Origin of the sequence: Streptomyces sp. NPDC001532, from assembly GCF_040298625.1 — a bacterium.
Taxonomy (GTDB): domain Bacteria; phylum Actinomycetota; class Actinomycetes; order Streptomycetales; family Streptomycetaceae; genus Streptomyces.
In genome coordinates, this window is sequence record NZ_JBEPAL010000011.1 from 63,978 (window position 1) to 90,887 (window position 26,910).

The 26,910-nt window shown below is 73.0% G+C and carries 25 protein-coding genes; 18 read left to right on the top strand and 7 right to left on the bottom strand.

Annotated features, from left to right (window positions below):
- Window positions 1-1,274: 1,274 nt before the first annotated feature.
- Together ABT232_RS13310 and mycP are read left to right on the top strand one after the other, a co-directional pair.
- A complete protein-coding gene (locus ABT232_RS13310) occupies window positions 1,275-2,177 on the top strand; it encodes a hypothetical protein (RefSeq protein WP_351839689.1) in 903 nt (300 codons plus the stop codon).
- A complete protein-coding gene (gene mycP, locus ABT232_RS13315) occupies window positions 2,174-3,361 on the top strand; it encodes a type VII secretion-associated serine protease mycosin (protein ID WP_351839691.1) in 1,188 nt (395 codons plus the stop codon). Before ABT232_RS13310 ends, mycP begins: the two co-directional genes overlap by 4 nt.
- A 10-nt stretch (window positions 3,362-3,371) precedes the next feature.
- On the opposite strand, the gene ABT232_RS13320 is transcribed toward mycP, so the two are convergent.
- Window positions 3,372-4,334, bottom strand: a complete 963-nt coding sequence (locus tag ABT232_RS13320) for a serine hydrolase (RefSeq protein WP_351839692.1) — start codon at window positions 4,332-4,334, stop codon at window positions 3,372-3,374.
- A 161-nt stretch (window positions 4,335-4,495) separates the two neighbouring features.
- On the opposite strand from ABT232_RS13320, the gene ABT232_RS13325 reads away from it, so the two are divergent.
- Window positions 4,496-5,227: an SseB family protein gene (locus ABT232_RS13325; protein ID WP_351839694.1), complete on the top strand. Its 732-nt coding sequence runs from the start codon at window positions 4,496-4,498 to the stop codon at window positions 5,225-5,227.
- 4 nt (window positions 5,228-5,231) lie between these two features.
- Here ABT232_RS13325 and ABT232_RS13330 read toward each other — a convergent pair whose 3' ends face one another.
- Window positions 5,232-5,600, bottom strand: a complete 369-nt coding sequence (locus tag ABT232_RS13330) for a DUF1844 domain-containing protein (RefSeq protein WP_351839696.1) — start codon at window positions 5,598-5,600, stop codon at window positions 5,232-5,234.
- 379 nt (window positions 5,601-5,979) lie between these two features.
- Between ABT232_RS13330 and infC the strand changes: the two genes are divergently transcribed.
- The 10 genes from infC (at window position 5,980) to ABT232_RS13380 (ending at window position 16,978) form a co-directional block, all read left to right on the top strand.
- Window positions 5,980-6,678, top strand: a complete 699-nt coding sequence (infC, locus tag ABT232_RS13335) for a translation initiation factor IF-3 (RefSeq protein WP_351839698.1) — start codon at window positions 5,980-5,982, stop codon at window positions 6,676-6,678.
- A gap of 111 nt (window positions 6,679-6,789) precedes the next feature.
- Entirely contained in the window at window positions 6,790-6,984 is a 195-nt protein-coding gene (rpmI, locus tag ABT232_RS13340; protein WP_004933563.1) for a 50S ribosomal protein L35, read from the top strand.
- 96 nt (window positions 6,985-7,080) lie between these two features.
- The gene (gene rplT / locus ABT232_RS13345) at window positions 7,081-7,464 is read left to right on the top strand and encodes a 50S ribosomal protein L20 (RefSeq protein ID WP_006141703.1); all 384 of its coding nucleotides are present in this window, start codon (window positions 7,081-7,083) and stop codon (window positions 7,462-7,464) included.
- Window positions 7,465-7,605: 141 nt separating this feature from the next.
- On the top strand, window positions 7,606-8,454 hold the full coding sequence (locus ABT232_RS13350) for a TrmH family RNA methyltransferase (RefSeq protein ID WP_351839700.1): 849 nt from the start codon (window positions 7,606-7,608) through the stop codon (window positions 8,452-8,454).
- A 53-nt stretch (window positions 8,455-8,507) separates the two neighbouring features.
- A complete protein-coding gene (locus tag ABT232_RS13355; RefSeq protein ID WP_351839703.1) occupies window positions 8,508-9,650 on the top strand; it encodes a sensor histidine kinase in 1,143 nt (380 codons plus the stop codon).
- A 124-nt stretch (window positions 9,651-9,774) separates the two neighbouring features.
- Window positions 9,775-10,896, top strand: a complete 1,122-nt coding sequence (gene pheS / locus ABT232_RS13360; RefSeq protein WP_351839705.1) for a phenylalanine--tRNA ligase subunit alpha — start codon at window positions 9,775-9,777, stop codon at window positions 10,894-10,896.
- Window positions 10,896-13,406 (top strand): phenylalanine--tRNA ligase subunit beta, encoded by a 2,511-nt coding sequence (gene pheT / locus ABT232_RS13365; protein ID WP_351839707.1) that lies wholly within the window; start codon window positions 10,896-10,898, stop codon window positions 13,404-13,406. Before pheS ends, pheT begins: the two co-directional genes overlap by 1 nt.
- Window positions 13,407-13,656: 250 nt before the next feature.
- Window positions 13,657-14,703: a PP2C family protein-serine/threonine phosphatase gene (locus ABT232_RS13370; RefSeq protein ID WP_351839709.1), complete on the top strand. Its 1,047-nt coding sequence runs from the start codon at window positions 13,657-13,659 to the stop codon at window positions 14,701-14,703.
- Between the two features lie 254 nt (window positions 14,704-14,957).
- Window positions 14,958-16,298, top strand: a complete 1,341-nt coding sequence (locus ABT232_RS13375; RefSeq protein ID WP_351839711.1) for an NsdA family TPR-like regulatory protein — start codon at window positions 14,958-14,960, stop codon at window positions 16,296-16,298.
- A gap of 137 nt (window positions 16,299-16,435) precedes the next feature.
- Entirely contained in the window at window positions 16,436-16,978 is a 543-nt protein-coding gene (locus ABT232_RS13380; protein WP_351839712.1) for an NUDIX hydrolase, read from the top strand.
- Window positions 16,979-16,998: 20 nt separating this feature from the next.
- Here the strand turns inward: ABT232_RS13380 and ABT232_RS13385 are convergent, their stop codons facing one another.
- Window positions 16,999-17,256, bottom strand: a complete 258-nt coding sequence (locus ABT232_RS13385) for a hypothetical protein (RefSeq protein WP_351839714.1) — start codon at window positions 17,254-17,256, stop codon at window positions 16,999-17,001.
- A 192-nt stretch (window positions 17,257-17,448) separates the two neighbouring features.
- Window positions 17,449-18,309 carry a 3-hydroxybutyryl-CoA dehydrogenase gene (locus ABT232_RS13390; RefSeq protein WP_351839716.1) on the bottom strand — a complete coding sequence of 287 codons (861 nt, stop codon included), beginning with the start codon at window positions 18,307-18,309 and terminating at the stop codon, window positions 17,449-17,451.
- Between the two features lie 181 nt (window positions 18,310-18,490).
- Here ABT232_RS13390 and ABT232_RS13395 point away from each other — a divergent pair, with 181 nt between their 5' ends.
- Window positions 18,491-19,846, top strand: a complete 1,356-nt coding sequence (locus ABT232_RS13395) for a glycoside hydrolase family 10-like protein (protein ID WP_351839718.1) — start codon at window positions 18,491-18,493, stop codon at window positions 19,844-19,846.
- Window positions 19,847-19,902: 56 nt separating this feature from the next.
- Here ABT232_RS13395 and ABT232_RS13400 read toward each other — a convergent pair whose 3' ends face one another.
- Window positions 19,903-20,109: a DUF1918 domain-containing protein gene (locus ABT232_RS13400; RefSeq protein ID WP_351839720.1), complete on the bottom strand. Its 207-nt coding sequence runs from the start codon at window positions 20,107-20,109 to the stop codon at window positions 19,903-19,905.
- A 90-nt stretch (window positions 20,110-20,199) separates the two neighbouring features.
- The gene (locus ABT232_RS13405) at window positions 20,200-21,138 is read right to left on the bottom strand and encodes a DMT family transporter (protein ID WP_351839722.1); all 939 of its coding nucleotides are present in this window, start codon (window positions 21,136-21,138) and stop codon (window positions 20,200-20,202) included.
- Between ABT232_RS13405 and ABT232_RS13410 the strand changes: the two genes are divergently transcribed.
- The 3 genes from ABT232_RS13410 to ABT232_RS13420 all read left to right on the top strand — a co-directional run bounded on the left by ABT232_RS13410 (window position 21,041) and on the right by ABT232_RS13420 (window position 23,808).
- On the top strand, window positions 21,041-22,579 hold the full coding sequence (locus tag ABT232_RS13410) for an aminotransferase-like domain-containing protein (protein WP_450871688.1): 1,539 nt from the start codon (window positions 21,041-21,043) through the stop codon (window positions 22,577-22,579). The genes ABT232_RS13405 and ABT232_RS13410 overlap by 98 nt on opposite strands.
- Window positions 22,580-22,677: 98 nt before the next feature.
- The gene (locus ABT232_RS13415) at window positions 22,678-23,118 is read left to right on the top strand and encodes a GNAT family N-acetyltransferase (protein WP_351839726.1); all 441 of its coding nucleotides are present in this window, start codon (window positions 22,678-22,680) and stop codon (window positions 23,116-23,118) included.
- Window positions 23,119-23,214: 96 nt separating this feature from the next.
- A complete protein-coding gene (locus ABT232_RS13420; protein ID WP_351839728.1) occupies window positions 23,215-23,808 on the top strand; it encodes a histidine phosphatase family protein in 594 nt (197 codons plus the stop codon).
- Here the strand turns inward: ABT232_RS13420 and ABT232_RS13425 are convergent.
- Window positions 23,790-24,236, bottom strand: coding sequence for a DUF6314 family protein (locus ABT232_RS13425; protein WP_351839730.1), 447 nt, complete (start codon window positions 24,234-24,236; stop codon window positions 23,790-23,792). The two genes, ABT232_RS13420 and ABT232_RS13425, sit on opposite strands and share 19 nt — an antisense overlap.
- Window positions 24,237-24,378: 142 nt before the next feature.
- On the opposite strand from ABT232_RS13425, the gene ABT232_RS13430 reads away from it, so the two are divergent.
- Window positions 24,379-26,880: an alpha-L-arabinofuranosidase family protein gene (locus ABT232_RS13430; protein WP_351839732.1), complete on the top strand. Its 2,502-nt coding sequence runs from the start codon at window positions 24,379-24,381 to the stop codon at window positions 26,878-26,880.
- The last annotated feature ends 30 nt before the right edge of the window (window positions 26,881-26,910 follow it).

A 26,910-nucleotide genomic window follows, 5' to 3' on the forward strand; every position in this document is an offset into this window, starting at 1 on the left:
AAGCCTGCCAGACAGGATTACCGCAGGGTAGGGGGATGTTCCGGGCAGATGCCCCGCGGTCGTGGACTGGTTCCCGGATTCGCTCGGGCAACCCGTAGAGTGACGCGCACGCACGGAAGCGACGGCCCCGCGCGGGAGCCCCCGCCGGATGGCGGTCCGTCCGTGCGGGTATGCGTGCGACGAGTGGCCACGGCCCGCGCACGAGGAGACGGGCCCGGGCACGAGGAAACGGGGGGTGCATGAGCACGGAAGCGCGGCACGCCCCCATCCCCCCGCGCCCCACCACCCCTCCGCCGCCCACCGAGCCACCCTCCACCGCGCACCCGGCCTCCGAGGACGGCACGCCGCCCGCGTGGGCTCCACCGGGTGACCCGGACCCGGCGCCCACGACCCCGGCCGCGCCGCCCCTCCCGGACCGGCCGCCCGCGTCCCCACGCCACCCGGACACCGCGTACGGCGTCCCGACCACGCGCTCCGGTTCGGACCCGGCACCCACGAGCCCGGCCGCGCCACGCGGCCCGCACGGCGCGCCGACGGCCTCGGCTTCGGCTGTGCCGGGCGGTACGGAGGCGGGCCCTGCCACCTCGTCCGCCCCGAGCCGACCGGCCTCGGCGCCTACGGCTGCGCCGCGCCGCCCGGACACCGCCCCTTCTGCGCCGCGCCGTCCCGACAATGCGCCTCTCGCCTCGGCTGCGCAGGGTGGTGCGGACACGGGGTATTCCGGCTCGTCCACTCCCGGTCGGCCCACCTCGGCGTCTGCCGCTCCGGCCTCGTCGGGTCGCCCGGACACCGCGTACGGCGTCCCGGCTTCGCGTGCCGGTTCGGACACGGCGTCCGCTGCGCCGCGCCGTCCTGACGATGCGCCTGCGGCTTCGGCTGCGCCGGTCGGTGTCGAAGCGGGGCACTGCGACTCGTCCACTCCGGGCCGGCCGACCTCGGCGCCCGCGTCCCCCGTCTCGCCGCGGCGCCCCGACACCACCCACGGCGCCCCGCCCCCGCCCCCCGCCTCGGCGCGCTTCCCGGACACCCCGCCCTCACCGCGCCGCCCCTTCACCGCGCCCGGGGAGACGGACACCCCGCGCCGCCCCTTCACCGCGCCCGCCGGGACGGACGCGCCGCGTCGGCCCTTCGCCGCGCAACCCCCGTCCGTCGCGTCGTCCCCCGAGGCCGCCGAAGAGCGGACCGCTCGGCTGCGCCCCGTGCCGTCGGCGTCGTCGTCCCGGGCGGCTGAATCGGTACGGCAGGCGCAGGCGCAGGCGCGGCCGGAGGCGGCCGTGCGGGTTCCCGGGGACGCCGTCGCGGACCGCCGTACCGGCGCCCCAGGACCGTCCCACCCCGCACACGACTGGAGCGCCCCACCCGCCGCCGGATTCCCGATGCCGCACGACCACAGCGATCCCGCGCCGGTCCGGGCGGTCGGAAGGCGGGTGCGGCGGCAGGCCGTCGCGGCGGCCGCCTGTGTGGTGCTCGGGGTGGGGCTGATCGGTGGCGCGGTCACCGGGAGCTGGCTCGTCGGCGACTCCGGGGACGCCACGGAGCGCGGCGCGTTCGCCACGGCCGCCGGGCTGTGGCACAACGCGCCCGTCGACCAGCTGTTCCCGCCCACCGTGGCGGGCCGCGGCGCCGGCCCCGGCGGAGCCGACCGCACCTGGACGCGGATCGCCGTCGCCCCGGACACCGGCTGCGCCGACGCCTTCGACCCGCTGCTGCGCAAGGCCCTCGCGCCCGCCGGCTGCCGGCGCCTGCTGCGCGCCACCTACACCGACGCCACCCAGAGCCACGTCACCACCGTGGGCCTGCTCTTCACCAAGGCCGACGCCGCCGGGATGCGCGCGCTGGAGACCCAGTTCAAGGACGGCGGCCTGCACCGCCGCACCGACCTGATGCCCCGCGCCTACGCCGCCGAGGGAACCGTCGCCGCCGACTTCGGCGACGACCAGCGCGCCTCCTGGACCGTGTCCGTGCTCACCGACGCCCCCGTGGTCGTCTACGCCGTCTCCGGCTGGGCCGACGGCCGCCGCGTGGACGCCCCGCAGCCCGCCGTCGACGCCACACGCTCCGGCGCCACCACCGCCCCGGCCCAGGCAGGCCTCGGCCACGAGGCGAAGGGCCTCGCCGACCGCGTCGAGCGAAGCCTGCGCAAGTCCGTCGTCGCCGCCTCGGAGCAGCCCTCATGATCCGCCGCCGTACGACCCACCGGGCCGCCGTGCTCAGCGCCCTGCTGGCCGCCTTGCTCGCCCTCGTCCCGCCCACCGCCGCGCACGCCGACGGCATCCGCGCCAAGCAGTGGGCCCTGGACGCCCTGCACACCCAGGAGGCCTGGCAGACCACCAAAGGCGGCGGCATCACCGTCGCCGTCCTCGACACCGGCGTCGACGCCACCCACCCCGACCTCGTCGGCAACGTCCTCACCGGCAAGGACATGGTCGGCTTCGGCGCGGAGCGCGGCGACGAGGTCTGGGCCCGGCACGGCACCGCCATGGCCGGCATCATCGCCGGCCACGGACACGGCTACGGCGGCACCGACGGCGTCCTCGGCATCGCCCCCGCCGCCAAGATCCTCCCCGTCCGCGTGATCCTGGAGGACAAGGACCCCTCCCGCGCCACGGCCCGCAAGACCCGCGGCAACGCCCTCGCCGACGGCATCCGCTGGGCCGCCGACCAGGGCGCCGACGTCATCAACCTGTCCCTCGGCGACGACTCCGCCTCCGCGCACCCCGAGCCCACCGAGGACGAGGCCGTCCAGTACGCCCTGAGGAAGGGCGCCGTCGTCGTCGCCTCGGCAGGCAACGGCGGCGAGAAGGGCGACCACATCTCCTACCCGGCCGCCTACCCGGGCGTCATCGCCGTCACCGCCGTCGACCGCTACGGCACCCGCGCCTCGTTCTCCACCCGCCGCTGGTACGCCACGGTCAGCGCCCCCGGCGTCGACGTCGTCATCGCCGACCCGGACCGCAAGTACTACGAGGGCTGGGGCACCAGCGCCGCCGCGGCCTTCGTCTCCGGCGCCGTCGCCCTCGTCAAGGCCGCACACCCCGGCCTGGCACCGGCGCAGATCAAGCGGCTCCTGGAGGACACCGCCCGCAACGCCCCGGCCGACGGCCGCGACGACTCCCGCGGCTTCGGCTTCATCGACCCGGCCGCCGCCATCGAGGAGGCCGCCCGCCTCGAGCCGGAGACCCTGCGCTCCGCCGCCTCCGCCGACCGCTACTTCGGCCCCGGCCCCGACTCCGCCGAACCCGACGGCGACACCTCCGCCTGGGCGGGCCCCCTGGCCGGCAGCGCCGGCGGCGTCCTGCTGGTGGCGGCGGTCGTCCTGTGGCGGGGCCGCCGGGGCGGCCACGAGTACGACGGCTACTGAACCGCCGGGGTCAAGGCGCCGGGCTCGGCGTCGTCGCCGCCCCGGCCGGCACCGGCACCGCCGCCCGCGCCGCCGCCTCCACCACCGACACCCCCGCCGCCTTCGTCGCGTTGCCGTCCGACAGCGCGGCGACCAAATAGTCGCGGCCGCCGACGGTCACCCGCCCGATGCTGTTGACGTCCCACAGGCCGGTGGCGCTGCGCGGCAGCCACCCGTTCTTCAGGGCCCACGCGGAGCCGTCCGCGGCGGCCGAGACGCCCCAGTCCTGATCGGCGGCGATGTCCCCCATCAGCCCCTCGAGATACGTCCGCGAGGCCTCGTCCAGCTCGGAGTCCGCCGCGTCCGCCTCGAACACCTGTCGCAGCAGCGTGAGCTGATCCGCGGCCGTCGTCCTCGTCAGCCCCCACAGCATGCCGTCGCCGCCCACGGTGTCCGTCAGCCCGAACCGCCGGTTCGCCGCGTCCAGCCCGTCGGCCTGCCCGATCGACCGCCACAGCGCCGACGCGGACGCGTTGTCGCTCCGCTCGATCATCGCGGTCGCGTACGCCCGCTCCGACGCGGTGAGCGAGCGGCCCGCGTCCTGGGCCTGGAGCAGCAGCGCCGCCAGGATGTCCACCTTGACGATGCTCGCCGTGTCGAAGCCGCCGTCGCCGTACACCGCGCTGCTGCCGGACTCCAGGTCCAGCACGGCCACCGACACCGAGACGCCGTCCGCCACCTCGACCGACCGCATCGCCTCGGCCAGCAGCCCGTCGTGATCCACCACCTGCGGCTGCGCCACGGGCTCCACGGACGCCTGCGCGCGCGTGGTCGCCGACGGCGACGCCCCCGCCGACGACACGGCCACCGCGTCCGGCTGCGTCCGCGCCGTCACGCAAGCGGTCCCCATCGCCGTTCCCCCGAGGACGACGAGCGCGGCGAGAGCGGCGCGGGCCGGACGGCGCCGGGCCGGACGGACTCCGGAAGACTCCATGCCCGCGATGCTGGAGGCGGCGGCTGTGCGGGCCGTTGGACGGACGTGAAATCCGTGTAAGGGAAGTCTGAGAAACCCGTGAGCCGGATGACGGCCGCGTTTCCGGGTCCGCACCGGGCCCGCGCCGGAACGGCGGAGCGCCCCGGATAGGCTCGGTGACCGTGGCGAACAAGAACATTCCCGACCCCGGCTTCTCCGACGACGACGGCTCCGCCGATCCCCGGCTGAGCGCGGCGCTCGCCGCCTGGGCCGAGGACCGCACCGCCCTGACACCGGTGCTCCAGGCACTCAAGGACGCCCGGCTGCTGGTCCCGGTCGTCGCCGTGCTCGGCGAGGTCGAGGAGGACGAGAACGGGCTGCGCCGCGAGAAGACCAGCGACATGGCCGTCCCCACGCTCAAGGCGGGCGCCCGCACCGCCCTCCCGGCGTTCACCTCCACGGACGCGCTGGCCCGCTGGGACCCGGAGGCCCGCCCCGTCGCCGTACCGCTGCACCAGGCGCTCCAGGCGGCCGCCCACGAGAAGGCCGACACCGTCGTGCTGGACCTGGCCGGCCCGGTGCCGTTCGAACTGACGGGTCCCGCGCTGCTGGCGCTCGCGGAGGGCCGTACGACCACCGACCCGCTCGCCGATCCGGCCGTCCTGGAGGCGGTCCGCGCCGCCGTCGCCGCCGAGCCCGCGGTGCTCCGCGCCCACCTCGGCCCCGGCGAGGCCGACGGCACCCTCGCCCTCGTACTGGACCCGGCCGCGACGCCCGCCGAGACCGCGCGCGCGATCGCGCGACGGCTGGCCGCCGACGAGACACTGCGGGCCCGCCTGGTGCGCGGCCTCGACCTGGCACTGCTGCCGGCCGGGACCACGCCTCCGGGCGAGCCCTTGTACGTACGGGGTTGACGAGCTAGCGGTAGACCGGGCCGGTGTACTTCTCGCCCGGTCCCTGGCCCGGCTCGTCCGGGACCAGCGACGCCTCGCGGAAGGCCAGCTGGAGCGACTTCAGACCGTCGCGCAGCGGCGCCGCGTGGAACGAGCTGATCTCGGTCGCGCTGCCGTCCAGCAGGCCGGCGAGGGCGTGGATCAGCTTGCGGGCCTCGTCCAGGTCCTTGTACTTGTCGCCCTCCTCGGTCAGCCCGAGCTTCACGGCGGCGGCGCTCATCAGGTTGACGGCGACCGTGACGATCACCTCGACCGCGGGGACCTCCGCGATGTCACGGGTCATGGCGGCGAAGTCGGGCGTCTCCGGGGAGTCGGAGGGGGAGGTCTCACTCATGCCCCACACGATAGGGGCAGCGCCACGGGGCCGGTACCGCGCCCCCGGCCCCCGCGGCCCTTGTCAAGCGCCCTCCGGTTAGCCCTTGTCAAGCGATCCTGCTAACCTTGTTGACGACCGGCCGGACACTGATGTGCTCGGCCCACAAGTGGAGGCTTTCGAACTCCCACCTGACCGTCCTCCGGGACGGCGGGTCACCGGTCAGACGGTCCCGTCCCCGAGGCGGCGATCCGTCCGAATGCGCGCCCCGCGATGATCGCGACGGTGCTCCGGTAGTAGTTCGAGGAGCCCCGCCTGTGATCGTCCGGGGCATTTTTTGTGCTTCGGCGCGGTTAGGTCTAACGAACAGAGACGTTACGCGGCTGCTCCCCAGGCAGTCGTGTGGTGCTACCGAGGAGGATCCATCAGCGCCGAGCCCCGCATCAACGACCGGATTCGCGTTCCCGAGGTGCGACTTGTCGGTCCCAGTGGCGAGCAGGTGGGCATCGTCCCGCTGGCCAAGGCACTGGAGCTTGCGCAGGAGTACGACCTGGACCTGGTCGAGGTCGCGGCGAACGCCCGTCCGCCCGTGTGCAAGCTCATGGACTACGGGAAGTTCAAGTACGAGTCGGCCATGAAGGCCCGTGAGGCGCGCAAGAACCAGGCGCACACGGTCATCAAGGAGATGAAGCTCCGGCCGAAGATCGACCCGCACGACTATGACACCAAGAAGGGTCACGTCGTCCGGTTCCTCAAGCAGGGCGACAAGGTCAAGATCACGATCATGTTCCGTGGTCGCGAGCAGTCCCGGCCCGAGCTGGGCTACCGACTGCTGCAGCGTCTCGCGGAGGACGTCCAGGACCTCGGTTTCGTGGAGTCGAACCCGAAGCAGGACGGCCGAAACATGATCATGGTTCTCGGTCCGCACAAGAAGAAGACCGAGGCGATGGCCGAGGCTCGCCAGGCGCAGGAGGCCCGCAAGGCCGAAGCGAAGGCCAACCCCGGTCGTTCGCAGAACCCTGCCGACACCGAGGACGGCCCCGAGGCTGCCGCGGAGGAAACCGCCGAGGCACCCACCGAGGCTCCCGCCGAGGCGTGATCCCGGGGACTTCCGAGTCCCAGGCAGTAACCGAAACAAGAGCGACGCTCCACCGTGCCCGGTTCTCGTGACCGGGCACCGGAGCGCCACCGACGAGGAGAGAACGGCGCTATGCCGAAGAACAAGTCGCACAGCGGTGCCAGCAAGCGCTTCAAGGTCACCGGCTCCGGCAAGGTGCTCCGTGAGCGCGCCGGCAAGCGCCACCTGCTTGAGCACAAGTCGTCCCGCGTGACGCGTCGCCTCACCGGCAACGCCGAGATGGCCCCGGGCGACGCCGCGAAGATCAAGAAGCTTCTCGGCAAGTGATGTCGGGCGCGTGCACCGCGCCTGACATATGACCGGGACTTAATCGAATCCGGGTCGTGTGGCGACAACCACGACCCCGCTACAAGGAGTTAAAAAGTGGCACGCGTCAAGCGGGCAGTCAACGCCCACAAGAAGCGCCGGGCGATCCTGGAGCAGGCCTCCGGCTACCGCGGTCAGCGTTCGCGCCTGTACCGCAAGGCCAAGGAGCAGGTCACCCACTCGCTGGTCTACAACTACAACGACCGCAAGAAGCGCAAGGGTGACTTCCGCCAGCTGTGGATCCAGCGCATCAACGCCGCTGCCCGCGCCAACGGCATCACGTACAACCGCTTCATCCAGGGTCTGAAGGCCGCGAACGTCGAGGTCGACCGCAAGATCCTGGCCGAGCTGGCCGTCAACGACGCGAACGCGTTCGCCGCGCTCGTCGAGGTCGCGCAGAAGGCGCTGCCCTCGGACGTCAACGCGCCGAAGGCCGCGTGACGCCGCGCCGGCTCTGAACCGACGTGACTGGACGGACCCGTAGGTTTGCCTGCGGGTCCGTTGCGTTGAGCCCTGGCGAGTGATGCGGGCGGTCCGGTGCCGCCGTGGAGACCTGCCGATGTCGATGAAGGTGAACTGAAGATGCCCCCCGTCAGCCCCGAGCTGATCTCCCCCCGTTCCCCCCGCGTCTCCGCCGCCCGGCGGCTGGCCAAGCGGAACTTCCGGGGGAAGGAGCGGCTGTTCCTCGCGGAGGGGCCGCAGGCCGTGCGGGAGGCGGCGGCGCACCCGGACACCCTCGTCGAACTGTTCACGACCGTCGAGGCCGCGGAGCGGTACGCGGACATCGTCGGCGAGGCCCGTGACGCCGGGGCCCGGGTGCACCTGGCCCCGGAGCAGGTCATCGCCGACATCTCCACCACCGTCACCCCGCAGGGACTGGTCGGCGTCTGCCGTTTCGTCGACACCCCCTTCGCGGACATCCTCAGGGCACGGCCCCGGCTCGTCGCCGTCCTCGCGCACGTCCGGGACCCCGGGAACGCCGGCACCGTGCTGCGCTGCGCGGACGCGGCGGGCGCCGAGGCCGTCGTCCTCACCGACGCCTCCGTCGACCTGTACAACCCCAAGGCCGTCCGCGCCTCCGTGGGCTCCCTCTTCCACCTCCCGGTGGCCGTCGGCGTCCCCGTCGAGCAGGCCGTGGCCGGCCTCAAGGACGCCGGGGTGCGGATCCTCGCCGCCGACGGGGCGGGCGACCGCGACCTCGACGACGAGCTGGACGAGGGCACCATGGGCGGGCCGACCGCCTGGGTCTTCGGCAACGAGGCCTGGGGACTGCCGGAGGAGACCCGCGCCCTCGCCGACGCCGTGGTGCGCGTCCCGATCCACGGACGGGCCGAGAGCCTGAACCTCGCGACCGCCGCCGCCGTATGTCTGTATGCGTCGGCCCGTGCACAGCGCGCCTCCGGAGGGTGCCGCTCCGTCACCGAGAGCTAGTAGGGTGACCAGCTCGGGGGCCCACTCAACCATCCGAGAGGTGGGATACGGGGATGAGCGTCGGCACGAGCAGCGCACGGGGAGCACGGGACGTCGGGCGCCCGCCCGCGCCCCGGGCCGGTGACCCGGCGGCCGAGCTCGGCATCGATCCCGACGACCTGCCGGACGGCCTCGTCGTCGCCGACGAGCACGGCCGGGTGATCTGCTGCAACACCGCCGCCGAGCGCATCGCCGCGGTCAGCGCCGCCGACGTCCTCGGACAGCCGCTGGAGACCGCGCTGCCCCTGGAGGACCTGGAAGGCCGGCGCTGGTGGCAGCTGACCGACCCCTACGGCGGCCTCGCCACCCGCGGCCGCCAGCCCGAACGCAACCTGCTGCTGCCCGGCGGCCACGAGGTGCTGGTCTCCGCCCGCTACGTGCGCGCCGAGCCCACCGGCCCGGTCCGCCGCGTGGTCGTCTCGCTGCGCGACACCGAGGCCCGGCGCCGCACCGAGCGCAGCCACGCCGAGCTGATCGCCACGGTCGCCCACGAGCTGCGCTCGCCGCTCACCTCCGTCAAGGGCTTCACCGCCACCCTGCTGGCCAAGTGGGAACGGTTCACCGACGACCAGAAACGGCTGATGCTGGAGACCGTCGACGCGGACGCCGACCGCGTCACCCGGCTGATCGCCGAGCTGCTCGACATCTCCCGGATCGACTCCGGACGCCTGGAGCTGCGCCGCCAGCCGGTCGACATCGGCGCCGCCGTCGGACGGCACATCCAGGCGTACGTGGCCGCCGGACAGGCCGCCGACCGGTTCCTGCTGCGCATCGAGCAGCCGCTGCCCGACCTGTGGGCCGACCCCGACAAGGTCGACCAGGTGCTCAGCAACCTGCTGGAAAATGCGGTGCGGCACGGCGAGGGAACCGTCACCATCGACATCACGGCCACGAGGTCCCCCCGCGAGGGAGAGGACACCGGCACGTCGGTCACCGTGAGCGACGAGGGGCCCGGCATCCCGGAGGAGTCCATGAACCGCGTCTTCACCCGCTTCTGGCGGGGCAGCAAGCGCGGCGGCACCGGCCTCGGGCTGTACATCGTCAAGGGCATCGTCGAGGCCCACGGCGGCACCATCACGGTCGGCCGCGCCGCCCAGGGCGGCGCCGAGTTCCGATTTACGTTGCCCGTGGGCGCACCGGCGTATCTCGCCCAGTGACCCGCGGGCGCATTCGCCCACCCTCACCCCGTTAGACTCGGCCTTTGGCACCTTTGTGTCCCGGACGGCCCGAGAGAGTCGGCGACGGGGACCTCCAGCCAGCCAATCGGAAGCACGGGAAGAGATGTCGGCACCGAATAAGTCGTACGACCCTGTCGAGGTCGAGGCGTTGAAACCGGAAGAGATCGAGCGCATGCGGGACGAGGCGCTCGCCGCCTTCGCCGCCGCGGACTCCCTCGACGCGCTCCACGAGGCCAAGGTCGCCCACACCGGCCCGGCCTCCCCGCTGGCGCTCGCCAACCGCGAGATCGGCGCCCTGCCCCCGCACGCCAAGGCCGAGGCCGGCAAGCGCGTCGGCCAGGCCCGCGGCGCGGTGAACAAGGCCCTGGCCGGCCGGCAGGTCGAGCTGGAGGCGGAGCGGGACGCCCGGGTACTGGTCGAGGAGGACGTGGACGTCACGCTGCCGTACGACCGCGTACCGGCCGGCGCCCGCCACCCGCTCACCACCCTGTCCGAGCGGATCGAGGACATCTTCGTGGCCATGGGCTACGAGGTCGCCGAGGGTCCGCAGGTCGAGGCCGAGTGGTTCAACTTCGACGCCCTCAACATCGGCCCGGACCACCCGGCCCGCGGCGAGGCGGACACCTTCTTCGTCGAGGGCCCGGACGGCGGCGCCGACTCGGGCGTGGTGCTGCGCACCCACACCTCCCCGGTGCAGATCCGCTCCCTGCTCGACCGCGAGCTGCCGGTCTACGTCATCTGCCCGGGCCGCGTCTACCGCACCGACGAGCTGGACGCCACCCACACCCCGGTCTTCCACCAGGTCGAACTGCTGGCCGTGGACGAGGGCCTGACCATGGCCGACCTCAAGGGCACCCTGGACCACATGGTCCAGTCGCTGTTCGGCGAGGGCATGAAGACCCGGCTGCGGCCGAACTTCTTCCCCTTCACCGAGCCGTCCGCCGAGATGGACATGGTGTGCTACGTCTGCCGCGGCGAGTCCGTCGGCAATCCCGACCGGCCCTGCCGTACCTGCTCCTCCGAGGGCTGGATCGAGCTCGGCGGCTGCGGCATGGTCAACCCGCGGGTGCTCACCGCCTGCGGCGTCGACCCGGAGAAGTACAGCGGCTTCGCCTTCGGGTTCGGCATCGAGCGGATGCTGATGTTCCGCCACAACGTCGATGACATGCGAGACATGGTCGAGGGTGACATCCGGTTCACCCGGCCCTTCGGGATGGAGATCTGATGCGGGTCCCGCTTTCTTGGCTGCGGGAGTACGTCGACCTGCCGGCCACCGAGACCGGCCGTGACGTCCAGGCCAAGCTCATTTCGGCCGGCCTGGAGGTCGAGACGGTCGAGCAGCTCGGCCACGACCTCAAGGGCCCGCTGGTCGTCGGCCAGGTGCTGACCATCGAGGAGCTGGAGGGCTTCAAGAAGCCCATCCGCTTCTGCACCGTCGACGTCGGCACCGCCAACGGCACCGGTGAGCCGCAGGAGATCGTCTGCGGCGCCCGCAACTTCTCCGTCGGCGACAAGGTCGTCGTGGTGCTCCCCGGCGCCACCCTGCCGGGCGGCTTCTCGATCGCCGCGCGCAAGACCTACGGCAAGACGTCCCACGGCATGATCTGCTCCAGCGACGAGCTGGGCATGGGCGACGACGGCACCAAGGGCATCATCGTGCTGCCGCCCGAGACCGAGGTCGGCAAGGACGCCATCGAGCTGCTGGAACTGGTCGACGAGGTCCTGGACATCGCCGTCACCGCCAACCGCGGCGACTGCCTGTCCATCCGCGGCGTCGCCCGCGAGACCGCCATCGCCTACGGCCTGCCGCTGCGCGACCCGGCGCTGCTCGACGTCCCCGCCCCGAACGCCTTCGGCTACCCGGTGCAGATCGCCGAGCCCTTCGGCTGCGACCGCTTCACCGCCCGCACCGTCTCCGGACTGCACCCCGAGGCCCGCTCGCCGATCTGGCTCCAGCGCCGGCTCCAGAAGGTCGGCATGCGGCCGATCTCGCTCGCCGTCGACGTCACCAACTACGTGATGATGGAGCTCGGCCAGCCGCTGCACGCCTACGACCGCAGCCTGGTCCAGGGCGCGATCGGGGTCCGCCGGGCCGAGGAGGGCGAGAAGATCGTCACCCTCGACGGTGCCGAGCGGAAGCTGCACGCCGAGGACCTGGTGATCACCGACGAGCGCGGTCCCATCGGCCTCGCCGGAGTCATGGGCGGCGCCAACACCGAGATCGCCGACCACGCCGAGGGCGAGGGCACCACCGACGTCGTCATCGAGGCCGCCCACTTCGACGCGGTCTCCATCGCCCGTACGGCCCGCCGGCACAAGCTGTCCTCCGAGGCGTCCCGCCGCTTCGAGCGCGGTGTCGACCCGCAGGCCGCCTCCGCCGCCGCCCAGCGCACCGTCGACCTGCTGGTGCTGCTCGCCGGCGGCACCGCGGACAGCGGTGTCACCGAGGTCATCGCCCCGTCCGCGCCGCACACCATCACCGTGCCGGCCGACCATCCGGACCAGGTCGCGGGCGTCACCTACGGCCGGGAGACCGTCGTACGGCGACTCCAGGAGATCGGCTGCGACGTGTACGGGCAGGACGAGCTGATCGTCACCGTCCCGTCCTGGCGGCCCGACCTGCTGGAGCCGAACGACCTCGCCGAGGAGGTCATCCGGCTGGAGGGCTACGAGAACCTGCCCTCCACCCTGCCCAAGCCCCCGTCCGGCCGCGGACTGACGCACCGGCAGCGGCTGCACCGCCGGGTCGGCCGGGCGCTGGCCGGGGCCGGCTACGTCGAGGCGCCGAACTACCCGTTCATCAGCGAGCAGGTCTTCGACCAGCTCGGTCTGGACGCCGACGACCCCGCCCGCCGCGTGGTCAAGCTGGTCAACCCGCTGAACGACGAGGAGCCCGCGCTGCGGACCTCGCTGCTGCCGGGTCTGCTGGGCGCGCTGCGCCGCAACGACGGCCGCGGCTCGCACGACCTGGCGCTCTTCGAGACCGGGCTGGTGTTCCTGCCCCGTGAGGAGCGTCCGGCGACCGTGCAGCTGCCCGTCGACCGGCGTCCCACCGCCGAGGAGATCGCCGCGCTGAACGCCGCGCTGCCCGAGCAGCCGCGCCAGGTGGCGGTCGTCCTCGCGGGCGCCCGTGAGCAGGCCGGCTGGTGGGGCAAGGGCCGCCCGGCCGACTGGGCCGACGCCGTCGAGGCCGCCCGGGTCGTCGCGCGCGAGGCCGGCGCCGAGCTGTCCGTGCGCAAGGGCCAGTACGGGCCGTGGCACCCGGGCCGGTGCGCCGAGCTGGTCATCGCCGCCGACGGGGCGGAGCAGGTCGTGGGCCACGCCGGTGAGCTGCACCCGCGCGTGATCAAGGCGCTGGGGCTGCCCGAGCGGACCTGCGCGATGGAGCTGAACCTGGACGCCCTGGAGCGGGTCGGCGACGACACGCCGCAGGCGCCGGGCATCTCCTCGTTCCCGGTGGCCACCCAGGACGTCGCGCTCGTCGTCGACAAGCCGGTGCCGCACGCCGAGGTCGAGGCCGCGCTGCGCGAGGGCGCCGGCGAACTGCTGGAGGGCATCCGGCTGTTCGACGTCTACGAGAACGCGGAGCAGCTCGGCGACGGCCGGAAGTCGCTCGCCTACGCGCTGCGGTTCCGGGCGGCGGACCGGACGCTGACGGTGGACGAGGCGTCGGCCGCGCGGGACGCGGCGGTGGCGCTGGCCGCCGAGCGGACCGGGGCGGTTCTGCGGGGCTGAGTCCCGCCCGCGGTGCGGGGAACCGGGTGATCGCCGGCGACTTTCCGTCGTCGGACCGATCACGCGGTTCCCCGCACCTCTTTGTGAGGGCTTCGCCTTCACGCCTCCCGAACGCCTCCCTGTGGTCACCTCACTCGTTCGAGTGACAAGTGGGGGCGATCTGGCCCGATCGGGGCAGGCGGTCGACAGAATCGGACCGGCCTTTCGGGGTCGGTCTGCGCTGTCCGGGCCTACATGGGGGGCCATCGGCATGATCCGTATCAAGGCTGGGGTTCCCCGGCGGGGCCGTCGGATGCTCGCGCTGGGACCGCCCACGGTCTGGGGTGCCACCGCCATCACCTACAAACTGGTCTGCCCGCTCGCCCAGCAGACCGGGCTCGGAGCGCGGATCGTCACCAGCGCCGTCTTCTTCGCCGTCGGCACCGGGCTGATGCTGCATGTCCGCCGGGTGCTGCTGCGCGAGCTCAGACAGGCCCGCGAGGTCGCCGGGGCCGCGCAGTCCGCGCTGCTGCGGCCGCTGCCGCCGCGGGTCGACGGACTGCATGTGGCCGCCGCCCAGCTCTCCGCCGACCGGGCCGCCTGCGTCGGCGGCGACCTGTACGAAGTCGTCGCCACCGAACACGGCGTACGGGCCGTCATGGGCGATGTGCGCGGGCACGGGATCGGCGCCATCGGCACCGTCGCCGCCGTGCTCGGCAGTTTCCGCGAGGCCGTGCACGACGAGCCCGACCTGGGCCGGGTGCTGCGCCGGCTGGACCGCGCCCTCGCCCGGCACCTGCGGGAACGGGCCCGCGCCGAGCAGCCGTCGGCCGGCGCGGACCCGGTCGGCCCGGTCGCCGAGGAGTTCGTCACCGTCCTGCTGCTGGAGATCGCCCGCGACGGCGAGGTCCGGGCGCTGAACTGCGGGCACCCGTGGCCCTACCGGCTCCGCGACACCGAGGCCGAGCCGCTGTCCGCGGCCGACCCGCTGCCGCCGCTGGGCCCCTTCCCGCTGCCGCCCGAACTGCCCGCCGTGCGCTGCGGCGAACTCGGCGCGGGCGAGGCGCTGTTCCTCCACACGGACGGCGCCGAGGAGGCGCGGGACGCGCACGGCCGGTTCTTTCCGCTGGCGGCCGTGCTGGTGGAGGCGCTCGGCCAAGGGGTGCGGACCCCGCAGGCCCTGCTGGGCGCGGTCTTCACCCGCCTGCTGAAGCACACCGGCGGACAACCGGCCGACGACGTGGCCCTCCTGGTGCTGCGCAACGAGCGGCTGCCCCGCCGCGCCGCCTCCGGAGCCCGGGGGACCGCGCGCGTCTGACCCGGTCCGGCGACGCCGTCCGCCCCGCCACGGAGTGTCGGGCAGGCGACGGGGCGGACGACGTGGACTCGGGCCGCCGCACTGTACGAGGGGGAGCCGGCGGCCCGGCCGGCCTCTTTCGAGGCAACTCAGTCAACCGTTCAGGAACTCTCCGCGACAGCGCGCGCACGCTACGGATTCGGGCACTCCGTTCACACCCCGTGTGAACCCGGAAACACTACGCTGTCGGCACCGAGCCACCAGGGGGCCTCCCTATGCAGCCCAACACTCTGCTCGACGCGATCCTGGACGAGGCGGGCATCTCGCACGCCGGACTGGCCGCGCACGTCAACCAGGCCGGCCGGGCGCGCGGCCTCGCCCTGCGCTACGAGCACACCGCGGTGGCCCGCTGGCTCAAGGGACAGCGGCCGCGCGGCCAGGTGCCCGACCTGATCTGCGAGGTGCTCGCCGCCCGGCTGCACCGGCCGGTCACCCTCGACGACATCGGCCTCGGCGTGCCGGGCGGCGAGCCCACCGGGCACGGCACCTCGCTCTCCGGCTTCGTGGAACGGGCCACCGCGCTGTGGCGCTCCGACGAGCAGCAGCGCCCGCACATCCTCGGCGCCCCCGCGGTCACCGGCACGCCCGCGGTGATGCCGGTGTGGGAGTGGGAGAACCCGCCCGAGGACGTGGACGTATCCCGCGGCGGGCGGCACCGGGTCACCTCGGCCGACATCGAGATGCTGCGCTCGGCCCGCACCCACTACGAGCAGATGTACCGCAAGGCCGGCGGGGTGGCGACCCGCACCCGGATCGTAGGCTTCCTCAACGCCGAGGCCGCGCCGCTGCTGCGCGGCGGCTACACCGACGCCACCGGCCGTCAGCTGCACCGGGCCACCGGCGGGCTGGTGGCGATCGCCGGCATCTGCGCGTACGACTCCGACGCGCACGGGCTCGCCCAGCGCTACTTCCACCAGGCGCTGCGGCTGGCGAAGGCCAGCGGGGACCGGGGGCTCGGGGCGTATGTGATCGCGCTGCTGGTCAACCAGTCGCTGTACATGCGGGAGTTCCGGCAGGCCGTCGCCTTCGCGGAGGCCGCGCTGCGCACCGCCGGCAAGCACATCACCCCGGCCCTCGCCTCCGACCTGTACGCGATGCAGGCGAAGGCGTACGCGCACCTCGGCGACGGCACGGGCGCGCTGTCCTGCATCCGGCGGGCCGAGCAGGCCGCCGACCGCATCCGGCGCGGCTACGAACCCGACGAGACCGGTTATGTCCAGCCCGGCCTGGTCAACGTCCAGGTGGCGGAGGCGCTGCTGAGCCTGGGTGAGCTGGCGGCCGCCCGGGAGCACGCGGAGGCGGCGGTGGACACCCCCGCGCACGACCGGGGCCGGGTGCACCGGCTGGCCATGCTCAGCACCATCGAGCTGCGCCAGGGCAACGCCGACAAGGCCGTGGTCACCGCCGTGCAGATGGCCGAGCAGGCCCGGGGGATGGAGTCGCAGCGGCTGCGCGACAGACTCCGCGCGGTACGCGAGCACCTGATGCGCAGCGGCGGCGCGGGCACGGCCGAGGCCGCCGAACTCATCGACGGGGCCCTGCGCGTACCGCTGTAGCCGTTTCGTCCGGGCCCCTTGCGCCCCACGGTGACCCGCTGCGCCTACCGCCGCACCGCGAGCGGCCGGCCGTGCGCCTGCTGTCCGCCCCCTCCTGCTGCGATATTGCCACTTACTCGGCGGAAGGTGGCAGAACCGTGCAGTGGACGAAACAGAACGAACAAACTGTGTACGCAAATCGCTGGTTCAGCGTCAATCTCGCAGATGTGGAGCTGCCGGACGGCCGGCATCTGGACCACTTCCTGATACGGCTGCGGCCCGTCGCCGTGGCCACGGTGGTGAACGAGGCCAACGAGGTCCTGCTCCTGTGGCGCCACCGCTTCATCACCGACAGCTGGGGGTGGGAACTCGCGGCCGGCGTCGTCGAGGACGGCGAGGACATCGCGGTGGCGGCCGCCCGTGAACTGGAGGAGGAGACCGGATGGCGGCCGGGACCCCTGCGCCATCTGATGAGCGTGGAGCCGTCCAACGGCCTCACCGACGCCCGGCACCACATCTACTGGGCCGACGAGGGCGAGTACATCGGACACCCCGTGGACGACTTCGAGTCGGACCGCCGGGAATGGGTCCCCCTCAAGCTCGTCCCCGACCTGGTCGCCCGCGGCGAGGTCCCGGCCGCCAACATGGCGGCCGCTCTGCTGTTACTGCACCATCTCAGGCTCGGCCAGGACACGCCCTAGGTGTGTTGTTCGGACACGGCCTAGCGTCCGAGCGCCTGCCAGATCGCCACGACGAGCGCGCCCACGGCCGTCACGGCCGCGAGCGACGGCAGCGGCCAGCGGGCGTGCTCCAGCGTGACGAGCCGGTTGTTCACTTCATCCAGATCCTTGGCGGTCTCCTCGGTGCGGTGGCTCAGCAGCGCCAGCCCGCCCTCGACGCGGGCGTATGCCACATCGAGGCGGCGCCGTAACTCTGCGAGTTCTCCCTGGACGACCGGAGGCTCGGGATCGGCGGTCACAAGTCCGCTCCTTTCCGTGATCGGTTCACATCCCTTGCATGTGCATGTTGAGTCAACTCGCCTGGTGGACGCGTGGGGAGCGTGTGCGCAGGGCATATGCGAGCCCGGCGCACACACGGTGTGTGAATGCCGCGGGCCCGGCACCTTCCGAGGTGCCGGGCCCGTGACTGGCCGGATTCTGACCGTCAGTAATCAGCCGTAGGTGTAGAAACCAGAGCCGCTCTTGCGGCCGAGACGGCCCGCGTCGACCATCCGCTGGAGCAGCGGCGGAGCGGCGTACAGCGGCTCCTTGTACTCCTCGTACATCGAGTACGCCACCGAGGCGACGGTGTCCAGGCCGATGAGGTCGGACAGCTTCAGCGGGCCCATCGGGTGGGCGCAGCCCATCTCCATGCCGTTGTCGATGTCCTCGCGGCTGGCGATACCCGACTCGAACATCCGGATCGCGGAGAGCAGGTACGGGATGAGCAGCGCGTTGACCACGAACCCGGAGCGGTCCTGGGCGCGGATGGCGTGCTTGCCGAGGACCTTCTCGGTGAACAGCTGGGCCCGGCTGATGGTGCCCTCGGAGGTGGTGAGCGCCGGGATCAGCTCGACCAGCTGCTGCACGGGGGCCGGGTTGAAGAAGTGGATGCCGATGACGTTGTCCGGCCGCCCGGTGGCGACCGCCAGCTTCACCAGCGGGATCGAGGAGGTGTTGGAGGCCAGGATCGCGTCCGGGCGGGTCACCACCTGGTCGAGCACCTGGAAGATCTCGGTCTTGACCTGCTCGTTCTCGACGACCGCCTCGATCACCAGATCACGGTCGGCGAACTCGCCGAGGTCGGTGGTGAAGCTCAGCCGTGCCTGCGTCGCGTCGCGCTCCGCCTCGCTGATCTTGCCGCGCTCGGCCGCCTTGGCCAGGGAGTTGAACAGCCGGGTACGGCCGAACTCCAGGGCTTCGCCGGTGGTCTCGGCGACCTTGACGTCCAGTCCCGCGCGGGCGCACACCTCCGCGATGCCCGCGCCCATCTGGCCGCAGCCCACCACTCCGACGCGCTCGATGTCGGTCACATCGTCCCCTTAGCTGATCCTTTTGGCCGCGGCAGGTGCCCCGGGTCCCGGTGCCTGCTCGTGCCTGCTCCGTTCGTGCACGTTACCGCCAAGTATCGATGATCGATCGCCGGGGTCGGGCATCCTGGGCGCGGAGACGGTCCGTGACCGCGCGGATCCACGGCGTATGGGGGTGTTCTGCATGGGACGGGTGACCCGGAGGGCGTTCGCGGCGGCGGCGCTGTCGGCCCTGGTGATGGGGGGAGACGCGGCGGCGGCACCGGGCCGGCCCGGCCGGAGGTCCAAAGGCGCGGGCGGTCCGGCGGACGGCTCCGCGGACGGCGGGGCGGGCGGTCAGGGTTACGGAGGGCCGGACGACGACGGCGACGATGCGCCGGGGGCCGAGGCGGCCGGGGAGCGGGGCGGTGCCGCGGCGGCGGAGATGCGCGGCATGTGGCTGGCGACGGTCGGCAACCGGGACTGGCCGTCCCGCACCGGCCTGACCGCCGCCCAGCAGCGCGCCGAGCTGATCGCCCATCTCGACCAGGCGGTGCGCAGCCGCCTCAACACGGTGATCTTCCAGGTACGGCCCGCCGCCGACGCGCTGTGGCCCTCGCCGTACGAGCCCTGGTCGCAGTACCTCACCGGCACCCAGGGCGAGAACCCCGGCTGGGACCCGCTCGGCACGGCCGTCGCCGAGGCCCACGAGCGGGGACTGGAACTGCACGCCTGGTTCAACCCGCTGCGCGTCGCGGCCCACGCGGATCTCGGCCGCCTCACCGCCGGCCATCCGGCTCGCCGGAATCCGGACTGGGTGGTGCGGTACGCCGGAAAGCTCTTCTACAACCCCGGGCTGCCCGAGGTCCGCTCCTTCGTGCGGCAGGCCATGCTGGACGCGGTGGAGAAGTACCCGGTCGACGCCGTGCACTTCGACGACTACTTCTACCCGTACCCGGTGCCCGGCCACAGCTTCGACGACGACGCGGCCTACGACGCGCACGGCGGCGCCTTCTCGAACCGGGGCGACTGGCGGCGGGACAACATCGACCGGCTGGTGCGCGACATGGCCGCCGGAATCAAGGAGGTCAGGCCCGCCGCCCGGTTCGGGATCAGCCCGTTCGGGGTGTGGCGCAACGCGGCCACCGACGCGCGCGGCTCGGACACCCAGGCCCTCCAGACGTACGACGACCTGTACGCGGACACCCGTAAATGGGTGCGGGAGAACTGGGTCGACTACATCTGCCCGCAGCTGTACTGGCACATCGGAAACACCGCCGCCGACTACGCGAAGCTGGTGCCGTGGTGGGCGCGGGTCGCCCGGGACAGCGGGACGCGTCTGTACGTCGGGGAGGCCCTGTACCGGGCCGGCGACCCGGCCCAGCCCGCCGCCTGGCAGAACCCGGCCGAGCTGTCCCGGCACCTGACGCTGGCCGGTGCGCATCCGGAGGTCGGCGGGCATGTCTTCTTCGCCGCCAAGGACGTGGCGGCGGACCCGGCCGGCGCGATGGCGCGGGTGATCGCCGACCACTACGGGCAGCCGGCGAATCCCGCGCTCTGATCCGCTCTTATCTGGTCTGATCCGGTCCTTTTCGATCTGGTCCGATGCGGTCCGATCTACTGTCCGGTCAGCGGGTATGTCTCCCGGTGCTTGATCTCGGTGTCCGGACCCGGGGAGCACAGACCCTCGTGCCCGTCCTGGAAGCGGACGCGGTACGGGGGGTTGCCGCCCTGGCCGAGCACTTCCACGATCTCGCCGACCTTGTCGTGCTGTCCGACCACCCTGCCGTGCTGGACAAGCTGGTCGCCCACGCTCGCGCGCATCTCGGGCCTCCTCACCATCGCCGGAGCAGCGGTCCGTGGCCTCGGGCCCCGGGCGGCCGGCGCCGGGCGGAACCCGGCGGCGCACGCCGCTCAGCCTCGCGCCCGTTGGGTGACGGCGATGCAGAAGAGCACGGCCGCGGCCGTCAGCGGGGCGGCCACTGTCAGGTGCTCGCCCAGCAGCAGCACCGACCACACCAGTGTGAGCAGCGGTTGAGCCAACTGCAACTGGCTGGCCTTCGGGATGCCGATGGCCGCCATGCCCCGGTACCAGACGACCAGCCCCAGGAACTGCGAGCCCGCCGCGACCCACAGCAGTCCGGCCACGGAGTGCGCGGTGAGCGTCACCGGCTCGTACGCCAGCGCGATCGCGGTGGCGGGCACGCTCAGCGGCAGGCAGAACACCAGGGCCCAGCCGATGACCTGCCAGCCCGGCATCACCCGGGCCAGCCGGCCGCCCTCGGTGTACCCGGCCGCGCACACCAGCAGCGCGCCGAAGAGGTAGGCGTCGGCGGCGCTGAGGGTGCCGCCGCTCTGCTGCACGGTGAACACGCCCACCGCGGCGGCCCCGGCCAGGGCCGCCGCCCAGAACGTGCGGGACGGGCGGGTGCCGACGCGCAGGGCGGACAGGACGGCGGTGGTCAGCGGCAGCAGCCCGACCACGACGGCGGCGTGCGAGGTGGTCGAGGTTTGCAGCGCGAGCGTGGTCAGCAGCGGGAAACCGAGGACGACACCGGCGGCCACCACGGCCAGCCCCGCCCAGTGCTCGCGCGCGGGCAGCGGGATCCGCAGGGCGAGCAGGCAGCCGCCGGCGATCACCGCCGCCAGCACGCTGCGCACGGCCACCAGGGACCAGGGCCCGAAGCCCTCCAGGCCCCAGGCGGTGGCCGGGAAGGTGAGGGAGAAAGCGACGACACCGAGGGCGGCCTGGAGAGTGCCGGCCGCGGCACGGTCGGGCGAGGAGGAGCCCGTCGGCGACGGGTTGCCGACTGCTATCCGGGTCGAGGCGGTAGCGCTACTCTGTGTTCTCATGCAAGAGCGTAGCAGTGTGGGTGAACTGGCAGAACAGCTGCGGCGGGAGCTGAACCGCTACTCTCCAGGTGGAAAGCTGCCATCGAGTCGTGCGCTCGTGGAGCGGTTCCGGGTGAGTCCGGTGACCGTCTCGCGCGCTCTGGCGCAGCTCGCCGCCGAGGGACTGGTGGTGACCCGGCCCGGCGCCGGGGCCTTCCGCGCCGAGCCGCGGTCCACCGCCGCGCCCGCCGGTGACACCTCCTGGCAGGAGCTGACCCTCAGCGCGGACAGCGCCGGCGAAGCGGTGCCGCGTTCCGTGGACGCCTCCGGAGTGCTGGTCTCCCTCGCCGCGCCACCGCCCGGTGTGATCGAGTTCAACGGCGGCTATCTGCACCCCTCGCTCCAGCCCGAGCGGGCCATGGCCGCGGCCCTCTCCCGCGCGGGCCGCCGCCCCGGCGCCTGGGGACGGCCGCCGATGGAAGGGCTGCCGGAGCTGCGGGAGTGGTTCGCGCGCGCCATCGGCGGCCCCGGCGGCGCGGTCACCGCGGCCGAGGTGCTGATCACCGCGGGCGGCCAGTCCGCGCTGACCACCGCGCTGCGGGCCCTCGCCCCGCCCGGCGCGCCGGTGCTCGTGGAGTCCCCGACCTATCCGGGAATGCTGGCCATCGCCCGGGCGGCGGGCCTGCGGCCGGTACCGGTCCCGGTGGACGCCGACGGGGTCCGCCCGGCCCTGCTCGCCGACGCGTTCCGGGCCACCGGCGCCCGGGTCTTCGTCTGCCAGCCGCTGTTCCAGAACCCCACCGGCGCCGTCCTCGCCCCCGAGCGGCGCGGCGAGGTGCTGCGCCTCGCCCACGAGGCCGGGGCCTTCGTCGTCGAGGACGACTTCGTACGGCGGCTGGTGCACGAGGACGCGCCGCCGCTGCCGCGTCCGCTGGCCGCCGACGACCCGGACGGCGTCGTCGTCCACGTCTCCTCGCTGACCAAGGCCACCTCGCCGAGCTTCCGGGTGAGCGCGCTGGCCGCGCGGGGCCCGGTGCTGGAACGGCTGCGCGCCATCCAGGTCGTGGACACCTTCTTCGTGCCCCGGCCGCTCCAGGAGGCGGCGCTGGAGCTCGTCGGCTCGCCGGCCTGGCCGCGCCATCTGCGCGCCGTCTCCGCCGAGCTGCGTGCCCGGCGCGACGCCATGACCTCCGCGCTGCGGCTGCACCTGCCCGAGCTGGCGCTGCCGCACATCCCGAGCGGCGGCTACCACCTGTGGCCGCGGCTGCCCGAGGGCACGGACGAGTCCGCCCTGACGGCGGCGGCGCTGCGCGCGGGCGTCGCCCTCACCCCCGGCCGCCCGTACTTCAGCGCCGAGCCGCCCGCCGCGCACGTGCGGCTGAGCTTCGCGGCGGTCGCGGGCACGGGCGAGATCGCGGAGGGGGTACGGCGACTGCGGACGGCGTGCGACGAGGTGTTCTAGGGGGCGAGACGCCCCCAGGGCCGGTGCCCGGTCGAGGTCTCGCGCCGGCCGGTGAAAACCGCTCGACTCCCGCCCGCCACGGCTGCCAGCCTCCCGGCATGACCGACACCTTCAGCCTTCCGGACGGCTACCACCTCTCCACCGACCCCGGCCGCCTCGACGCCGCCCGTGTGCACCGATGGCTGTCCACGGACGCGTACTGGGCGATCGGGCGCTCGCGCGAGAAGCAGGACCGGGCGATCGAGGGCTCGCTGAACTTCGGCGTGTACGACACGGCCTCGGGGGAGCAGGTGGCCTACGCGCGGGTCATCACGGACCGGGCCACCTTCGCATGGCTGTGCGATGTGTACGTGGACCCGTCGGTGCGCGGCAAGGGCGTCGGCACGGCACTGGTGACGGCCGTACGCGAGGAGCTGCGGCCGGACGGCCTCAAGCGCATCCTGCTCGCCACGCACGACGCGCACGGGGTCTACGAGAAGCTCGGGTTCGCGGCGCTGGAGCGGCCGGACCAGTGGATGGCGCTGGTTTTCGGCCGGTGATCACGGACCGCACACCCTGGGTGACCCTCGGACACCCACGGTAACCCGTAGGTAACACCTCTTGACCAGCGCACTCGCGCGGCTCACCATCCCCGCATGGCACTTGGGGTCACGTTCGTCGCCGCCGCGCGCAGCTCGTCGCTGCTGGCGGAGCGCTTCCAGGACGACCGGCCGCTGGACCAGGCGGGCTGGGACGAGGTGCAGCACGTCGCCCGCGATCTGCTGCCGCTGGCGGGGGCCGAGCTGCGCTACTGCTCGCCCACGCCCCGCAGCCGTGCCACCGGCGACGCGCTCGGCTACGCGCCGCTGGTGCAGCTGGCCCTGCGGGACTGCGACATGGGCCGCTGGCGCGGGCTGACGCTCGGCGAGGCGATGGCCCGCGAGCCGGCGGCCGTGGACACCTGGCTCGCCGACCCGCGCGGCGCCCCGCACGGTGGTGAGTCGCTGCTCGCCTTCATCGGCCGCGTCGGCGGCTGGCTGGACACCCGGCCGGTGGACGACGGCTGCCGGATCGTCGCCGTGGCCGAGCCGTCGGTGATCCGCGCGGCGCTGGTGTACGCGCTGAAGGCGCCGCCGTCGACGTTCTGGAACATCGACGTCCGCCCGCTGTCGACGACCACCGTCACCGGACACGCGGGCCGCTGGAACCTGCGCTTCGACGGCTGCCGGCCTCAGCCCGCGCGCGCGTAGTCCGTCGTCAGCACCAGGTCCTTCGCCGGGCCGCGCACCCGCCACACGGTCCGCCAGCGGTCCGCGTCCCGGACGGTGAACTCACCGCGGTAGAGGTCGGCCGAGCAGGGATGGTCGACGACCCAGTGCCCGGTGCTCAGGTCCAGGTCGTGGAAGGGCCGCCCGTCCGCGAACCGCACCTCGGCGGTCGCCGGCCCGGACGGGCCGGGCAGAAAGCGCAGCGTCCGCTCGGCGGGACGGGCGACGCCCCGCCAGACGAACTCGCCGGATTCGCGGTGCAGCAGTCCGCCGCCGTCCAGCGGGCCGAAAACCGTCGTTCCCTCGAACCGGCCGTCGTCGCCGCTCGCGAGATCCCGCACGGTCCGCCGGACCCGCCAGCTCCCGGCCAGAAACACCAGCACCTGAGGCACTGGCCAGAACTCGCCCATCGCGTACCGCTCTCCGTCCCGTCCGTCGCCGCGCGACCCATTGACGCGTACTCGCCCCCTCCCTATCTTGCCGTTCGAAGTGCTGACCAACGTCCGATATTTCGAACAGCTCCCTTCCGGAGCACAGAGCCGCGGAGTATCCATGTCACGCACCACCCGCCCCCGCGCCAGCCGGGTCCGCTGGAGACTCGGCCTGACCGCCACCGCCGCACTGGCCGTTTCCGCCGTCCTCCTCCCCGCGCCCGCGCACGCCGAGGCCGTCACCGACTACGCGATCACCGTCGACCCCTCCGCCGCCGGGGCGAAGATCGACGACACGATGTACGGCGTCTTCTTCGAGGACATCAACCGCGCGGCCGACGGCGGCCTGTACGCCGAACTCGTGCAGAACCGGTCCTTCGAGTACTCCACCGCCGACAACGGCTCGTACACCCCGCTCACCTCCTGGACGGTGGACGGCACCGCGCAGGTCGTGGACGACGACGGGCGGCTCAACGCGCGCAACCGCAACCACCTCGAGCTGGCGGCCGGCTCGTCGGTCACCAACGCCGGCTACAACACGGGCATCCGGGTCGAGCAGGGCAAGCGGTACGACTTCTCCGTCTGGGCCCGCGCCGACGCCGGAACCACTCTCACCGTCTCCCTGAAGGACGCCGCCGGACAGCTGGCGACCGCCCGCCGGACCGCCGTCTCCGGCGGCTGGGCCAAGTACACCGCCACCTTCACCGCGACCCGGACCAGCAACCGCGGCCGCCTCGCCGTCGCCTCCTCCGGCGCCGTCGCGCTCGACATGGTCTCGCTGTTCCCGCGCGAGACCTACAAGAACCAGCCGAACGGCCTGCGCAAGGACCTCGCCGAGAAGATCGAGGCCCTGGACCCGGCCTTCGTCCGCTTCCCCGGCGGCTGCCTGGTCAACACCGGCTCCATGGAGGACTACAGCGAGGCCTCCGGCTGGCAGCGCAAGCGGGCCTACCAGTGGAAGGACACCGTAGGGCCGGTCGAGGAACGCGCCACGAACGCCAACTTCTGGGGCTACAACCAGAGCTACGGGCTCGGCTACTACGAGTACTTCCGCTTCTCCGAGGACATCGGCGCCATGCCGCTGCCCGTCGTCCCGGCCCTGGTGACCGGCTGCGGCCAGAACAAGGCCACCGACGACGAGGCCCTGCTCCAGCGGCACATCCAGGACACCCTCGACCTCATCGAGTTCGCCAACGGCCCCAGGACCTCGAAGTGGGGCAAGGTGCGCGCCGAGATGGGCCACCCGAAGCCGTTCGGCCTCACCCACCTCGCCGTCGGCAACGAGGAGAACCTGCCGAAGGAGTTCTTCGCCCGCTTCCAGAAGTTCCGCGCCGCCATCGAGGCGAAGTACCCGGACATCACCGTGATCTCCAACTCGGGACCGGACGACGCGGGCACCGTCTTCGACACCGCCTGGCAGCTCAACCGCGAGGGCGGCGTCGACATGGTCGACGAGCACTACTACAACAGCCCGCAGTGGTTCCTCCAGAACAACGACCGCTACGACTCCTACGACCGCCAGGGCCCCAAGGTCTTCCTCGGCGAGTACGCCTCCCAGGGCAACGCCTTCGAGAACGCCCTCGCCGAGGCCGCGTTCATGACCGGCCTGGAGCGCAACGCCGACGTGGTCAAGCTCGCCTCGTACGCCCCGCTGCTCGCCAACGAGGACTACGTGCAGTGGCGCCCCGACATGATCTGGTTCAACAACCACGCCTCCTGGAACTCCGCCAACTACGAGGTCCAGAAGCTGTTCATGACCAACGTCGGCGACCGCGTGGTCCCCTCCACCGCGACCGGCACCCCGGACGCCAGCGGCCCGATCACCGGCGCGATCGGCCTCTCCACCTGGGCGACCAGCGCGGCGTACGACGACGTGAAGGTCACCTCCGCCGACGGGACCACTCTGCTCGGCGACGACTTCTCCGGTGACGCCTCGCAGTGGACCCACTCCGGCACCGGCAGCTGGAGCGTCCAGGACGGCGCCTACGTCCAGACCGACGCCGCCGCCGAGAACACCCTGGTCACCGCCGGCGACCCGGCCTGGCAGAACTACGACCTGCGGGTGAGGGCCACCAAGAAGTCCGGCAAGGAGGGCTTCCTCGTCGCCTTCGGCGTCAAGGACACCGGCAACTACTACTGGTGGAACCTCGGCGGCTGGAACAACACCAGCTCCGCCGTCGAGCAGGCCTCCGACGGCGGCAAGTCGACCCTGATCTCCAAGCCGCACTCCATCGAGACGGGCCGCGCCTACGACATCCACATCGAGGTCCGGGGCCGCCAGGTCGGCCTGTACCTGGACGGCGAGCTGTGGGGCAGCTTCACCGACGACAAGCCGGCCGAGCCGTTCCGCCAGGTCGTCACCACGGACGAGCGCACCGGCGACCTGATCGTCAAGGTCGTCAACGCCCAGGCCACCGCGGCCCGCACGGCGATCGACCTCGGCGGCGCCAAGGTCTCCTCCCGGGCCCGGGTGACCACCCTGGCCGCGGACCCCGAGGACGTGAACACCGAGACGGACAGCCCGGTCACCCCGGTGACGTCCACGTTCTCCGGCGTCGCGGGGAAGTTCACCTACACCTTCCCGGCGAACTCCGTCACCTTCCTGCGGATCGCCAAGCGGTGAGCCGATGAGATGACCGGCGGGACGGGCCGC